We start from the raw sequence: 16324 nt of genomic DNA, 5'->3' as shown, positions 1-16324 counted from the left end.
AACCACAACGTCAACATACAGGTTCAACAAAACTATAGCGACTGTCACTATGAATCCAATAGTAACAGTCGCTATCATTATATAGATATTTAATGACTGTAGTTTATCGAATGCTTACCGTTTATCGAATGCTTACAGTTATCCTCCACATCTGAAAGGAAGTGAAATACCGGAATTCATATCACGCATAAAAGCTGCCGCCTACCGCCCGTTCATGGCAGGAAACGACCTTGTAATAACAGCAGACACAATAGTCTATGCCAATGGTGAAGTACTTGGCAAACCCAAAGACAGGGAAGATGCAGTAAGAATGTTGAAAATCCTGTCCGGACACACCCATCAGGTAATGACAGGAGTAAGCATCACCACACGCGAATTTCAGAAAAGCTTCTGTTCAGTATCAGATGTTACTTTCGACACCCTGACAGACGAAGAAATAGACTTCTATATAGACAATTACAAACCTTACGACAAGGCAGGTGCATACGGCATACAGGAATGGATTGGTTTCATCGGAGTGTCAGGCATACATGGATCTTATTTCAATGTTATGGGGTTGCCGGTGCAGAGGCTTTATAGGGAGTTGAAAGAAATATAAAACGGCTACTTATTCATACAATAGTTGTATATAAAAATATATCCACCCAACTTATTTATTGATGGGTGGATATATTCATTATTATTCAAACAAAAGTTTAGCAAAACGATACAAACTTTCTCTCCATACAGGCCATGTATGACCACCTGGAGTCTCAAAATATGTATATTTCACACCAATCTCATCAAAACGTTTTAGCATATTCTGACAATTACTATAAGCAATATCTTCCTTACCACCCATTGTTATAAAGAACTGCTTAAAGCTTTCATTATATTTTTTTGTATCATTCTGAAGCATATTATAATATTTTTCTACATCACCAAACATTTTGTTTTTATCATTGCTAAACCATCCAGAACTAAACACTCCTACATAAGAAAACATATCAGGATTTTCTATTACAGTATTCAATGTCTGAATTCCTCCCATAGAAAGACCGGCAAGAGCACGATGTTCCTTACCTTTCTTTACCCTATAAGCATTCTCTACTAAAGGAATACACTCATTAAGTAATGACCCAGTAAAATCTTTTGTATTACCATCAGTCATAACGATAATCATTGGAATAGCCTCTCCTTTAGCTATCAAATTATCCAATATTATATCAGTAAGTCCCTGTTGAGACCATCCACGCTCATCTTCTCCACCTCCATGCTGTAAATACAATACTGGATATTCCTTATTATCCTTATTATAAAAAGGAGGAGTATAAACATAAATCCGTCTCCATTCATTAGAAATCTTTGAAAAATAACGTTTCATACTAATCTCACCATGAGGCACATTAGATATAGAAAAACGAACATCATCATCAGAATAAGGTATATCTATACCACTCATCATACGGCCACATCCATAAAATGTCTCACTGGAAGGATCGTTAACCGCAACACCATCTATTAACAAAGAATAATAATGAAAGCCAGCACCTAAAGAGTCAGTTATACATTCCCATTCACCTTTTATATTTTTTTTCATGTTATATTTACGGCCAAGATCAAGCTGAACAGAATTTGCATCAGGAGCCACAATCTTAAATATAGCACGATGATCAGAAGTTACACGAGGATACTCAGAATTACGGACAGCCCACATAGATTTTTCATATCCAACAGTCTTGTCCTGAGCATATCCAGAAACGCCTAAAACTAAAAACAAATAAGATAAATATGCTATTTTCATTTTATAAATATTTTAATTTGTCATTGTATTATATTTCATCAATAATTTCTGAAATTCCATTTAGAATTATCACTATTCATATCAAACTTTCCAAGTGATGGAGTACTATCTCCTACTGATATCAGTACCAATTCTTCATCGAGTCCTGGAATTTCTTTTGGCATAATACGGTAAGTACCATCGATAAGTTGTTCAATACGCCACAACTGTTCGGGAGCGCCTGTAAATTCCGGAACAGTAACAACATCCGCGTCCGAAGTAGCAGCTAGCGCACGGTTAGTCCCTTCTATCAATATCTTATAATATGGAGAACCAAGATAACCACCTGCATCTGGTACGGCTGTGATTGTCCATTTCTGATGTGGACGGAACATATAGTCTCCTATTCTTACACCTATATTACCTTTTGGCCATGTATCAATGACATCTGCAAGTGTCTGCGGTTTTAAAGGTACAACCGATTCTTCAACTTTCTCCCAAAAGCGGTATCTAGGTGCATCCATACGTATAAAATCAACGGCAAGTTCAAGCGCATAACCTCTACGTTCTGACTCTATTTCATAAGTACCCTCCTTGAATATTTCACCGGCTACAGGCCATCCATCACGCCATAATAAAGGATAAATCGCCAATACGCTGCGACCACCACGTTTAAAATCAGCCTCAAAATGACATGACATTTTTTCTACACCGTCAGTTTCTATATAACGGCCGAAATGTCCGGCTCCTACCATTCCATTTCTGGCTGCTATAACCATTTTTCCTCCACCTTCTAACATTTTGCGCCCCATATTATCAACATAAGGCCCTTTCACATCACGTGATCTGCCAACTACAATATTATAAGTAGAATTAGGACCATCACAACAAGTACCGTGAGTTCCTAAAAGATAATACCAACCATCACGATAAAGCAAATCTGTAGCCTCACAGTCTATTGCTATATTTACAGGCTCATTACCTTCGACACGTTTACCTGTATTCGGATCTAATTCTACAAGCCTGATAAATCCAAAATATGTCCCATACGATAACCAAAGACGACCATCAGTTGGATCAAGCAACAAGCCGGCATCTATGGCATCACAATCCTCATCCTCTTTTGATGACGCCACAACAACAGGTTCGGTAAACTTAAAATCCGGAGAGTTCGGATCAAGTGTCTTATTCCACATTGTAAGGACCTCTCCACTATGCCCACCTCCAAGACCACCTCCTGTAGAACTATATGCAACTAAATATCTGTCACCAATCTTTATAGCATCTGGTGCTGCGCCGCGTCCAGGCCTTACAGCTCCACTATTCCATGTCCATCCGTCTTCTGAAATGAGCCCTCCTCCACCAGTTCCAAAAGTATAATATTTACCGTCACACTCCATTATAGTGGAAGGATCATGTATATAAGGTTCACCAACCTGAGAAAAAGTTTTTTCAGAAATAAAAAAAGATAATAATGATATAACACCGATATATAAATTTTCTTTATTCATAATCATTTATAAGTGATAGTTATGTTTTTAACAGGATTTCCATTCTCATCAATAAAACGTAAACAAAAGTCACTCATACCAGGACCGTTTATGACAGCGCCTCTTATGATATTTTTACCTTTCTTTAGAGTTAACCTTCCCGACATACAATCGTCCTTAACCATCCTCCTGTCACCAGAAAGAATTACAGCTTCTTCACCATTAAGCCACCACATAGAAGCCGAATTAGAACCTACAGACATTCTGACGTTACATATATCATCAGGACAATTCAATACCGTTACGGCCCAAAACAAGACTCCATAAACTTGTTTGTCAAGATTTGAAGCAAACCGAAACAGTTTTACATTAAACAATTTGCTATCAAGTGCATGCCATTTAAGAATCTGATCACCTACCCTGACTTTATCTCCATCTTTAGGGACTCCATTAAACTGAGACGAAAAATACTCAGTAGTAAACGCTTTACGTATATAGCTATCAGTAAAAACTGTATTACTACGGTTAGGCTTGTTTATCGGCTCCAACAATAGCCACCGACGAATAAATCCATCATTATCAGGATATATCACTTCATCGGTTGAACGGGAAAAATAGTTAGAAAAATCTGTAGATGATATATCATTTTGAGAGTTACCGTTCATACCAACAAACAGGAAACCTAAAAATAAAAATAATTTCCAATTAATTTTATTCATTCAACTAGATTTTTAATTTAACAATTTGGTTATTACTGTATATTCTTAAACAAATAGAAACAATCAATTATTTTTCTTTAAAAAGCAAAGGTACAAATTCTTTAAGGCATCTACGCCATGTGAGAAATTCATGAGCTGTTCCGGGAGATTCATAATATATATTATTAATTCCTGCCGATTTCAAGCCGTCACTCATGTTTTTTGTTCTCTCAGGACGTTCTTCAGAACCTATACCTAAGAAAAATACATGTACTTTTTCGTTGAATGACTTTTTATCTTTAAACACGCCATTATAAGCTGTATCAAGATGTTCTATATCAATATTTCCGGCTCCACTGAATCCTCCTATATAGGCGAATTTATCCAAATTATTCAATGTTGTATTGAAGGTCAGGAGACCACCCCATGACAAACCGGCCATCGCACGGTTCTCTCTATCTGTCAGTGTCCTGAAATGGTTATCTATATGAGGAATGATTTCATTTACAAGAATGGACGGGAACTCTGCTCCAAAGCGCTTTCTAGCCTGCTCTGGTGTTTCACCAGCATTTGTCTTAAACACCTCTATATTGCCATTGTCCATCACCACTATCATAGGCTTACACTTACCTTCAGAGATAAGATTATCCATTATGAAATTCATTTTACCCTGATTTGACCAGCTTGTTTCGTTCTCTCCCATACCATGCTGTAGATACAAAACCGGATATCTTTTGTCAGAATTAATATCATATTCTGCAGGAGTATATACTATGCAGCGGCGCCACTCTTTACGTATATTAGAATAATACCAGCTCGGACTAACTCTGCCATGTGGAACATCTTTTATTGAATAATAATCAACTCCTTCCTCAGGAATTTCTATACCACTAACCCATTTACCCATTCCGAAAAATGGCTTTCCATTAGGATCGGCAGTAGCAACACCATCTATTATTATCTGATAATAATGAAAGCCAACTACTTCAGGTTCTTTTGAAACAAGTGTCCAATACCCATCATTTTGCTTAGTCATTTCACCCCTAAAACTTATTTCCACTTTTTTTGCGTCAGGAGCATAGACTTTAAAATAAACTCTACGGTCTTTCCCTATACGAGGATAATCTGCTCCGTTGATATTATGTTCGTTAGCAATTGTTCCTGCAGGATATGTCTGCTGAGCTAAAGACATCAAAGGAGAAAAGGCAATAAGTCCCAATAAAAATCGTAATGTATTTTTCATAATATAAAAAAAATAAATTATTAAATAAATATATCAGTTTTCAAAAAGTATCCGTCAATTAGCAGAATTACCTATCATATAAGGATTATTCTGTAATTCCTTTGACGGTATAGGCAAACGTAAATTTTTATCATAATTAAATGGTAAAGCACCTGTCAAACCAGTTTGTTCTATCTGAACCTTGTATTTATCTATTAAACAATTCAATATTGTTTGACTGTCAGGATCATTAGGATTATTATGCCAACGCATTAAATTGTAAAATCTCCAACCTTCAAGAAAAAGTTCAACAGAATACTCATGCTTTAACATTCTTCGTACAGAATTTATTTCTACACCAGGCAATACTACATTATTGTTTTTATCATAAACAGCACCAAGAACAGGCTTTGCTTTGATTACATCTTCTGCCTTTGGTAATTTGCCTCTTTCATATGTATAAAATAGTCCTGCATCAGCATCAGTAGTATTTTGCAATACATTATTAGCACGGTCTCTAACTTTATTAATATACTTTAGAGCTGTTTCTTCATCACCCAGTTCCAGACAACATTCAGCATACATTAAAAGTACATCTGCATACCTTAAAACACGTTCATTAATTCCACTACGCTGTAAATCCGGATACAAATTGTCATCTGAACAATATTTACGAGCACCAAACCATTTACCTAACCAACTATCATCTTGTACGCTGAACATCTGATTATAATCAATCCATTCGTTATCATATCTTTTATCACCCAAATTACCTGTATAATTAAAACGCGCTCCATTAGGTATCCACAATCCTTGATAAGCTCTCGGATCAATTATTGTTCCATTCTCATCTCTTTCAAATTCATTATAAAGAGCCAAAGACGGCATTGCATTCCACCATCCTATCGGATCTGGTATTGTCATACAAATCTGACGCCACGTATTCTGACCTGCGTCCTTTAAATCCAAAGACATCGGTATTGAAGCCTCCAAGCTCTTACAAAACTGTATTTCATACAATGATTCTATATTATTCTCATTGCTTTCAGAGGCATTATCTCTATAATCATTTACCAAATCATATTGTTCTGTCTGAATTAACTGGTCTAATATTTCATAAGCTGCCTTCCAGTCAGCTGAACCTGGACCTGCAGTTCCATCTAATATTGGGCGACCCATATATACCTTGGCAAGAAATGCTACAGCAGCTCCATTTGCAACTCTTCCAAGATTCTCCTCATTAGAATACAATACATCACTTGTAGGCAATAACGTTGCAGCATTTTTGAAATCATCTACCATATTCTTATATATTTGCCCCTTTTCACTTGGCTTGGCAAAAAAATCTTCATCACTCTTTACTGCAAAATCTCTATCAGGTATTTCATCTCCAAATAGCAACACTAAATAAAACCTACTCAATCCTCTAAAGAAATATGCTTCACCCTTCAATCTTTCGTATAAAGCCTTATCTTCTTGATTTTCAAGATTAAAAACATTCTTATTTTCTTCTATCTTCTCTAGAGCCAAGTTAGCTGTATATTGTAAAGTATATAAATTAGAATAAATTTCATCGGTCAATCCATGTGCTGCATTTACTGTATAACCGGAAAGCTCTACAACTGTAGGATCACCAGCAGCAGCTTTAAATGTATATAATGCTTCATCACTTCTAGTATTAAGAATATATGGCATATTTCTTCCCCATGACTGTAGGATCTGTGGAATATTATATGCTGCATTTACAGCATAAATCAAATGTTCTTTTGAATTATAATAAGTATCAACAGTTTCAGCTTCCGGATTATAATAATCCATATTTGGTTGACATGATAACAATGTACATGAGAGCGAAACTAAAACAATATTTTTATTAATAAATTTACTTCTCATAATTGTAACTTTTAGCAATTAAATAATTAGAAAGACAATTGGACTCCTGCAAAAAATTCTCTCTGACTATAATATCCGACAAAAGTATAGAACCTTCCATCAACGCCTCTATCCAATGTTGCACCTCCGTTAGGCACTTGCGGATCAAGCATTGAATAACCAGTTATTGTAAACGGGTTTTTAACACCTGCATATATTCTTAATCTACTAATAATTTTTAATTTAGATAAAACATTTGTATTAAAACTATATCCTAAAGTAATATTATTACAACGAATATATGAAGCGTCTTCTACAAAATAATCACTGGCTCTACTTGAATTTTGATTAGGGTCACCACTTATAACACGCGGAATATCAGTATCAGTATTAGCAGGCAAATGAATGGTTTCTCCTCCAGCGGTAGTAAATGTTACGTCAGTGGCACGAAAACAATCCTTTATATCTTCCAACTGATTATGTAATGCTTTACCTGCCAGCAATGTAGATTTATAATTGTTGTAAACATCTATACCTAAATCTCCCTGAAACAACATCGATAAATCAAAACCTTTGTAACCAAAAGATAAATTCAGACCTACAGATGCAGTAGGAATAGATGATCCTATAAAAGTTTTATCTTCTTCTGATATCTTTCCATCATTATTTAAATCAACAAACTTTAAATCACCGGCAGCAGCACTTGGCTGTAAACGTTCACCTTTACTATTTACATAATTTATTGCTTCATCATCAGTTTTAAACAGGCCATCTGTACGATATCCCCAAAACTGGGCGACCGGTTGACCTACAACTGTTTTGGTTACATTTGTACCTAATTGATCCAGAAATCCACCGACCAGTGATTCTGCATTACCCAAGTCTGTTACATTATTTCTATAAAAAGAGAAATTTGGAGAAACAGAATATTCAAAATCACCGACCTTATCACGCCATGTCGCCTGTAATTCAATACCCCAGTTTGTCATACTTCCTGCATTCATAACAACAGAAGAACCTGCACCTACTGAATTTGGCAACTGAACATTAAGCAACATATCCTTTACATTTCTTTTATAATAATCAAAAGTTATAGTCAAACGATCACGAAATGCGCCCAAATCAAATCCTACTCCCATATCACATGTTGTTTCCCAACTTAAATTCCTATTTGCAATAGAAGAAGGCCTAGGAGCCGGAACACTAGAATCCACAGAATTATTAGTCTGCTTACCAAACGAATATGTATAACCAACTGTATTGACAACAGATTGATATGCATAATTTCCTACACCACCAGCACTACCAATCCAGCCTAAAGTAGCCCTGATTTTTAAATTAGTCATCCAATTATCTGTCAATTTCTTCATCCATGGTTCTTCACTAATTCTCCAGCCAATAGAAAACGAAGGGAAATACCCCCAACGATTACCTTTGGCAAATTTAGAACTTTCGTCAGCTCTAAAATTTGCAGTAAACATATATTTGCCACTATAAGAATACATCAGTCTGGCCAATACAGAATAATAAGCTTCCTCTGTTATAGTACCTGAAGATGACACATCATCCTGAAACAAGTTTTCCACTCCAAAATCTGTTTGCTCTTGACTTCTTCCTGAAAATCCTCTTGTATATGTATAATATGTTTCAGATGAAAGACCTGCTATACCAGAAATATTATGATTACCAAAATCCTTATCAAAAGTAAACAATCCCTCTACCTGCTGACGGGAGTTTCCTGAATTAGTAGTTTCAAGCAAATTATAATTCTGGACACCACCTCCGCCACCACTGGCTAGAACAAATTTAGGCCTGAAACGTTGATAATTAGATGAATAATATGAATATGTATAAGAAAGTTTAAACTTTAACCAATCAAATATTTTCAGCTCACCAAAAACGTTAGCTATACCTCTATACGATTTTGTTTTATTACGATCTTCATGTATAAAGAAAACCTGATTAGGAATATCTAACCCATCTCCCATTCCTGTTTGATAATATCCTCCATTAATATCTTTATTATTCTCATCATAAACAGGTTCATTAGGAGGTAGCTGAAGTATATTCTGTAATGATCCATCAGCGGTACTCTTATTATTTGAATATGTCAATTGCAAGCGCCCGCCATAGGTAAAACGCCCTTTTGTCCCTTGTACATATGCATAAATATTCTGTGATTGATTTCTTCTTTCTACTCCACTCTTGTCATCCGAAGTATAAGTGGCTCCCAATCTATAATTTAACACATCACTTCCACCACTAACTGCTAAATCATATTTCTGATAGAAATTATTAAAGAAATATTCATCCCACCAATCTGTTTCAGCCATTGGGTTACTTGGATTTGCATTATTTGAAGGGACAGAGGCTCTCCAACTACCATCTTCTCTAGCTTGTGGAGTTGCTGCATTATAGAATAATTCATTTGCATAGACAGCATAATCATAAGCATTTAAAACTTTCAGCTTTTTAGATGGCGTACCACTTCCCCAATAGCTATTAAAACTTATCTGCGGAGCTCCTGACTTACCTCTTTTGGTTGTTACCACTATTACACCATTTGCTCCACGCACTCCATAAATTGCAGCCGAAGCCGCATCTTTCAAAACCTGAATTGTTTCAATTTCATCATCATTCGGAACTTCTCCTCCTATCACACCGTCAACAACCCATAATGGATCTGTATCACCAGTAATGGAACTAGTACCACGAATACGAATCTTTCCTCCTGATACATTTACACCAGCAATATTACCTTGAAGCGCACTTTCTATTCCACCTGGCGCCTTTAAAACTTCACTAGGATTAAGAGTTGCAATAGAGGATGTTAAATCTGCTTTTTTCTGTACTCCATAACCAACAACTACAACTTCTTCCAATACTTCATTATCTTCTTTTAAAACTATTGACAAATTTTGCCCTGAAACATTTTGAAACTTCTGAGCCTTAAATCCTATATAAGACACCTCCAACTCAGAATTATCAGATATCTCCAAAATAAAATTTCCGTCTAAATCACTTATAGTTCCATTTGTCGTTCCTACTTCCTTAACTGTTGCACCAATTATGGGTTCACCAAAAACGTCAAGGACTTTTCCAGTTACTTTACCCGGAATTGATTGGCTTTTTGAAGGTGAATTTGTTATTCTTTTAAGTATGATTTTCTTACCCTGAATTTCATATTCCAGACTTTGCTGTCCTTTTAAAATTTGTTTTACAACATCCTCAATTGTTGCATCATTTACAGATATTGATACCCGCTTACTTGTATTTACATCTTTAGATGAAAATACAAATGAATATCCTGTGTCTTTCTTTAAGCGTTCCATTGCTTCTTTCACTGTTACATTATTGATTTTCAGTGAAATATCTTGAGAATATGCAGATAAATTTAGGCAAAATGCTGCCGAGGCTACTAACATAGCCTTACTGAAATATCTCATAATTAGATGGTTTTAGATTTAAACTTATGTAATTTATTTCTCTTATTTACATAGATTTGCTAGATTTGCAATCTATAATTGATGGTGTCTTTCATAAGATATCTGATTTTATTGAGGAGAATGTGGCCGCATTCTCCTTTATTTTTTACAGACATCTATACTTATTAACTGGTAGATGTTATCATAGGCAACTTTTTAAGGTTAGACATAATGTTCATTAATTCTCAGTATCAATAAACTATATACCTATTGTTTTCGTATTTATATTTCATCCTGTTTGTTGATGAAATTGTCTCCAATATTTTCTCAATGGAATTACCAACTATCTTAAAACTACCATAAAAACGTTGGTACCTTAACGAATCGGCAACCTCAATTTTTACATTAAAACTTCTTGATAACTGTTTAGCGATATCTTCAAGCAATAATTCATCAAAATACAATTCATCTTTTGTCCACAAATTTGAGTTAGAGGCATTCATTTTTGATTTTACAATAACACCTGTTTCTTTTGAAAGGACAGCTTTCTCATTAGGACACATATAAATATCATCAGAAGCTATCAATTCGTTCTTTAATTTTACCTTACCCTCAAGAAGATTTACAACAACCTCTTCATCATCCGCATAATTCCTGAAATTAAATTTCGTACCTAGAACTGTTAAATCCAATTCTTTTGTTCTTATTTCAAAAGGAACTTTCTCATTTTTTTTCACCTCGAAATACCCTTCTCCTTCAAGAACCAGGTTTCTATTCTCAACACCGAAGCCTTGTGAATAGGTTATCTTGGAATCGGCATTCAGCCAAACCAACGTACCGTCGGGAAGATAAAGTTTTGTTCTTGCTCCCATAGGGGCTTCTACTACTATATCTGAAAATCCGCTTTTCACGGTTTCCATTCCGCCCCAATAACCGGCTAGCGGAAGTAATATGATAAGTATCGCTGCTGCAACACGGTAAAAAATCTTCAAGCTGCGGGATTTTGTAAATCGTTGTTTCTGCTCTTCTGCTATAGTAGCTTTTTCCACACGAGCCTTAAATCTTTCAAAGGCTTTTTCCTTATCAAAGGAAGTAGTGCTGCCTGCCACTCCGGATGAGAACCAAAGTTCAATTCTATTCCTTACATAAAGATTGTTCTCTGCTGACTCCCTACTCCATGCGGTGAGAGTCTTCAAAGACTGACTATCTATATTTCCAGTAAGATACATAGATATAAGATTGTCTATTTCTTCTTTATGTATTTCTTTTCTTTCCATATATTCTATTGGTGGCTTTATAGGTTAGACAAAATAATAGATTTATAGGGTAGTGAAAAAATGAACTTTTTTCATTTTTCAATAAAGATATATCAGAATGAGTTTCAGATATTCTGCAAGATGAGTATTAAGATATGCTAATGCGTTCTTAATGTGATATTTAACCGTATTTACAGAAATACTCAGTTCTTGGGCTATTTCTTCATATTTTTTTTGCTCAAAACGGCTTTTCTTGAAAACTTTGCGACATTCATCTGGCAATGAATTTATACAGCGCATCAGTTCATCCTCCATTTCCTGCTCGATAAGCGTTCCCAAAGGATGAGTCTCATCGGCAAAAAGTGTATCAAGAAACTCAAGATTATCATCGGAAAGATAAGTTGAGAAACTATGCTCCGTACGATGAGAGAGTGAGTTCAGCTCATTAAGACAACGATTGCGTACAGATCTCATCAGATATGCCCTGATGGTATGTGTTATTTCTATATCCGCACGGTGTTCCCATAGATAGAATATGGCATCGTCAACTATTTCTTCAGCCAAAGATTCATCGTTAAGAATCTGATTTGCAAAGCGGCAAAGGAGTGTATAATAGCGGTCAAAAATATGCCTGAACGCCTTTTCATCTCCTTGTCTAAGTCTTTCCAAAATCAGTTTCTCCATAACATAGTTATTTAAATTATGACAAATGTACAAAAAATGTTTCACCATTTGAATTAAGAATACCAATTTATAAAAAAACGCTTCGTCATTCAATATCGAATGACGAAGCGTTTCAAGTAAAACGACGAAACGTTTTTATTTCACTTATCAGCGATATATTTATTATCTATTCCTATAATTCTGAGGAGACATCCCTACCTGTTTCTTGAAGAATTAAAGACCGCAAAACGAAATGTGATGGTTTTCCAAAACGAAATGTGATTTTAAAATAAGAATACACTTTTTAACTTTACAGAAAATAAAACAAATTAACTGTTTTTTGCGTCATTTCTGTCCTGTTATATGAATACCTTTGTTCGCAAATATAATCTACAAATTGGTATTAGCAAAATATCTCATATAAAAGAAAAACACATTAACAAGTCCAATTTAATACGCTTAAATTATGAAGCATTTAAATAATGATTAATCACTGTTTAAGCAGCATTTAAACAGTGATTAAATACTATTTAAACTACTATCTGTAAATTGTTTTGGTAACCATTCTATTTTCCGCCTTGACATACATCGCAACCTAACATATCTTTGTGCCGTAACCTTTAAGAACAATGATTATGGCAAAAGAGAAAGTAAACTACCAAGAGGTATATGACCTCTACCAGTTATGCAGCGAGACCAAGGATCTTCGGGAGTTCTGTGCGGATTATGGAGTAAATTACGACAAGTTCATGAACTGGCAGCGTCACCAGCTGTGGAGTGAGAAGTTAGGTAAGGTAGTTCAGACTGAACAACCCAAGGTTGCCAAAGTCCAGATAACCGGCAAGCCTTGCAACAGTCCAACCGTGAAGATGGACGTGAAACAGCCTGAAGGCGAACCGCCAATAAAATGGGTTAAGTTACAACTGACATCCGGCGCAACACTGTTTCTAAGAAATACCACCGTTCTTGACCTGAGTCTGTTGCTTAATAAAATGATAGGATGATATGCTTGGACTGAGTGCTAACCTGAACTATTACCTGTTCAACGGTAATGTGGATTTACGGAAAGGTATCTTCCGTCTGTGTGAGAGTATAAGGGAAGAGATGTCACTCGATCCGAGTGATACATCCAATGTATATATGTTCATGTCCCGTAACCGCAAGGTCGTGAAGATACTTCATTACGAACGCGGTTTTTATGTGCTTTATGAGAAACGTCCAGTCATGGGTAGATTCAAGAAACCTGTATTTGATGAGGTCTCCAAATGCTACCGGATACAATGGTCGGATATGGCCTATCTTACGGAAAGCATAGTGGTTGACAAGATGTACGTTAGTCCGAAATATTAATACACTGATTATCAATAAAATAATATAAAAATAAACGGTAAAAAGTTTGCGTAACTACCTGATTTTTCGTACCTTTATATCATGATTGATGAAAGAGCATACGAGTTACTTTGCTGCCAGCTAGGTCTGGCGAATGAGGAAAAGGCAGGGCTTCGCAAACAGGTAAACGAACTGATTGCGAGGCTTAAGGCAATTGAAGAATCCAATAAAGAGAACTCCAAGGCTCTGGTTGATACAATAAATGACCTCAAGGATGCCCTCGAAAAGCAATCGGCTACGGTTGAACATTACAGGAAAGAGATGGAACTTATGAGAAAGCAGCTTGAGGCAAAAGACGAGGTGAACATGATGCTGGCAAACGAGATATCCAATCTCAGACTTCAGCTTGAGGACAGCAGGAAACACCGTTTCGGCCGTACCTCTGAGCAAAGAAGGCTGCTGAACAACCGTAACATTGACAAGTCTGCAATGGAGAAGTCCGAGTATGACGGTTCTGACAAGAAGGGTGATGATGATAAGTCCGATGGTAACGAAACCGGCAGCAATACCTCTTCCGGCAACATACCTGCACAGGACTGTAGGCCTTCAAGGAAAAAGGAAACTGCACCACGTGCAGAAAAGACCAGGCTAAAGGTGGATAAGGTAGTAGTTCATGAAATAGAAGACTATTACCGACTTCCTGACGGTGCAAGGTTAATGAACCGCAACGGTATGCCTGATGTTTGGGAATACAGGTTTATAGAACATGTGCGTGCTCATAACGTGGAGCATGTGTACAAGGTGGCAAGGGTAAAGCTTGCTGACGGCACTTTCACAAGCACGATGGAGCATCCCTTGAAAAACCTTGGAGGCATCTTCTCTCCTGAACTGCTTGCCCGTCTTCTTTGCCTGAAATATGACTTCAGCATGCCTGAGAACAGACAGATAAGGCTGCATGCAAGAGAAGGCATCCACATAAGCAACACTACGCTGAACAGCTATATCCATAACGGAATCTCCAGGCTTAGGGAGTTTATGGAAGATGTCTTCAAGGAGTTTGTACAACAGGCAAAATACCTTATGGTTGATGAGACGACCGAACTCGTTGGAGTTGAAACACCGGAAGGTAAGGCTTACAGGAGAAAGTACTTATGGGCTTTCTTTGCAAAACATGTCAAGTTGGTTTATTATCATTACAATAACGGCAGCAGGGCATCTGATGTGGCAAAGACCTTCCTTGAGCATTTTATGGGATCTATATCCACTGACGGATATACGGTTTACAGAATGTACGATGGGGAAGACTCAAAGGTGCTTCATATAGGATGCTGGACGCACTGCAGGAGGTTGTGGGTTGATGCCTTGCCATCAGACAGAACTGCGATGGATATAATAGACCCTATCGGTGATATGTTCAGAAATGAAGATTTGTTCCGCACAATGAGACTCAGCGGCGAGCAGATTAAGGAAAAAAGACTTAAGCTTACAGGAGACCTATCCTTGAACGTATCCATCATAAGGTGGTCATGATGATGCAGGATACTAAACTTATGGCTAACGAACTGATGAGAAGGGCCGTGAACTATACGTTAAACTAGTGGAAATCCCTGAAAAATATCCTCAAGGACGGTTCGGCGGAAATATCGAACAACCTCTGTGAGCAAAGGATGAAACCTGTAAAGCTGCTGCTCAAGAACTGCATGAATATAGGCAGTGAGGCAGCGGCAGAAAACTCGGCATTCATCTTCTCTCTGATAGAAAGCTGTAAGCTTAATGACATAGACCCTCAGGATTACCTGAAGCACTTGTTTGAATGTATTCTTCATGGTAAGGACTGCGACAAGAAGGCTCTTCTGCCATGCTTTTATAAACCCGAATGTTAAAACAAAAATATTTTCTTGCGGACATTTTGATTTTATCGGCTGAAAAACAGCCGATAAAATTGTCGTGGCGGAAAATAGTATGGTTACAGACTATACTCCCTCCACCCTTTTAAGGTATGTCCGGTTGCCTTTGTTCTCTGGTGACTATTGCATGGTCACCTCCGGACAGAAGCAGCGGACATCCGTTCCGCGGCATGGTCAAAGACTCCGTTTCCGACCATGCACTCCACTCATTGCTTACCCCATGCCACACCCGGCCGGCATCTTGGGGCACAACGGCTGTGCTGATGTGCTCCGTATGCTGGCAGGGTGTGGACTACACAAGGTAAGGCGAAGCCTTGTGTCTGTTATTGCGTTCACGCAGTTCTCTTTCTCCCACCACCCCATTAAGGTACCGGCTGTATTCTTGCCTCCCATCCGGCACTTGTCAGTCTGCTCACAGGTTTACAGACAGGCAAGAGCCGGGCAAGAAAGGCACACATATCCCAATCCGCATCATGCTCCGATACGGAGCTAAGGCTATGCCTTAACAACCTTTATCTCCCACCTGATATACGAATTGACATAATATGAGTGCCCGGTACAGCCGCATTGCCTACCCGAAGCGAAGCACCGTAAACGGATCTTCGCCATGCAACAGACAGCTTGTGTCTGTTCCGGTGTACATGCTGCACACCTTTTTCATTGTCCATTCCTTTCCCTGGTCTTTCTCCGGTCATCCTGC

14 protein-coding genes are annotated in these 16324 nt (G+C 37.3%); 6 read left to right on the top strand and 8 right to left on the bottom strand.

The window, feature by feature from the left end:
- The first annotated feature begins 85 nt into the window (after positions 1–85).
- Positions 86–598, top strand: coding sequence for a Maf family protein (locus tag B5F25_RS12505; protein ID WP_241148411.1), 513 nt, complete (start codon positions 86–88; stop codon positions 596–598).
- Positions 599–679: 81 nt separating this feature from the next.
- Here B5F25_RS12505 and B5F25_RS12500 read toward each other — a convergent pair whose 3' ends face one another.
- From B5F25_RS12500 to B5F25_RS12465, 8 genes are all read right to left on the bottom strand, one after another.
- Positions 680–1783: an alpha/beta hydrolase-fold protein gene (locus B5F25_RS12500; protein ID WP_087249912.1), complete on the bottom strand. Its 1104-nt coding sequence runs from the start codon at positions 1781–1783 to the stop codon at positions 680–682.
- Positions 1784–1821: 38 nt separating this feature from the next.
- Positions 1822–3273: a family 43 glycosylhydrolase gene (locus B5F25_RS12495; protein WP_087249920.1), complete on the bottom strand. Its 1452-nt coding sequence runs from the start codon at positions 3271–3273 to the stop codon at positions 1822–1824.
- A 2-nt stretch (positions 3274–3275) separates the two neighbouring features.
- Positions 3276–3917, bottom strand: a complete 642-nt coding sequence (locus tag B5F25_RS12490; RefSeq protein ID WP_087249919.1) for an acetylxylan esterase — start codon at positions 3915–3917, stop codon at positions 3276–3278.
- A 121-nt stretch (positions 3918–4038) separates the two neighbouring features.
- Positions 4039–5142, bottom strand: a complete 1104-nt coding sequence (locus B5F25_RS12485; RefSeq protein WP_239466189.1) for an alpha/beta hydrolase-fold protein — start codon at positions 5140–5142, stop codon at positions 4039–4041.
- Positions 5143–5247: 105 nt separating this feature from the next.
- Positions 5248–7065 carry a RagB/SusD family nutrient uptake outer membrane protein gene (locus tag B5F25_RS12480; protein WP_087249910.1) on the bottom strand — a complete coding sequence of 606 codons (1818 nt, stop codon included), beginning with the start codon at positions 7063–7065 and terminating at the stop codon, positions 5248–5250.
- A gap of 26 nt (positions 7066–7091) precedes the next feature.
- On the bottom strand, positions 7092–10490 hold the full coding sequence (locus B5F25_RS12475; protein WP_087249909.1) for a TonB-dependent receptor: 3399 nt from the start codon (positions 10488–10490) through the stop codon (positions 7092–7094).
- A 230-nt stretch (positions 10491–10720) separates the two neighbouring features.
- Positions 10721–11746 (bottom strand): FecR family protein, encoded by a 1026-nt coding sequence (locus tag B5F25_RS12470; protein WP_087249908.1) that lies wholly within the window; start codon positions 11744–11746, stop codon positions 10721–10723.
- A 78-nt stretch (positions 11747–11824) separates the two neighbouring features.
- On the bottom strand, positions 11825–12409 hold the full coding sequence (locus B5F25_RS12465; RefSeq protein WP_087249918.1) for an RNA polymerase sigma-70 factor: 585 nt from the start codon (positions 12407–12409) through the stop codon (positions 11825–11827).
- Between the two features lie 614 nt (positions 12410–13023).
- Here B5F25_RS12465 and B5F25_RS12460 point away from each other — a divergent pair.
- The 5 genes from B5F25_RS12460 (at position 13024) to B5F25_RS21235 (ending at position 16117) form a co-directional block, all read left to right on the top strand.
- On the top strand, positions 13024–13392 hold the full coding sequence (locus tag B5F25_RS12460; RefSeq protein WP_206423550.1) for a hypothetical protein: 369 nt from the start codon (positions 13024–13026) through the stop codon (positions 13390–13392).
- 1 nt (position 13393) lies between these two features.
- Positions 13394–13738, top strand: coding sequence for an IS66 family insertion sequence element accessory protein TnpB (gene tnpB / locus B5F25_RS12455; protein WP_087249906.1), 345 nt, complete (start codon positions 13394–13396; stop codon positions 13736–13738).
- Positions 13739–13819: 81 nt separating this feature from the next.
- Positions 13820–15247, top strand: a complete 1428-nt coding sequence (locus tag B5F25_RS22645; RefSeq protein ID WP_162614414.1) for a transposase — start codon at positions 13820–13822, stop codon at positions 15245–15247.
- Between the two features lie 77 nt (positions 15248–15324).
- A complete protein-coding gene (locus B5F25_RS21805; protein WP_343206232.1) occupies positions 15325–15600 on the top strand; it encodes a transposase domain-containing protein in 276 nt (91 codons plus the stop codon).
- 79 nt (positions 15601–15679) lie between these two features.
- Positions 15680–16117, top strand: a complete 438-nt coding sequence (locus tag B5F25_RS21235) for a hypothetical protein (RefSeq protein ID WP_140406933.1) — start codon at positions 15680–15682, stop codon at positions 16115–16117.
- Positions 16118–16324 lie beyond the last annotated feature (207 nt).

The organism is Bacteroides sp. An19, from assembly GCF_002160215.1.
In the GTDB taxonomy this organism is placed as follows: Bacteria; Bacteroidota; Bacteroidia; order Bacteroidales; family Bacteroidaceae; genus Phocaeicola; species Phocaeicola intestinalis.
This window is presented reverse-complemented; position numbering and strand designations above follow the sequence as displayed.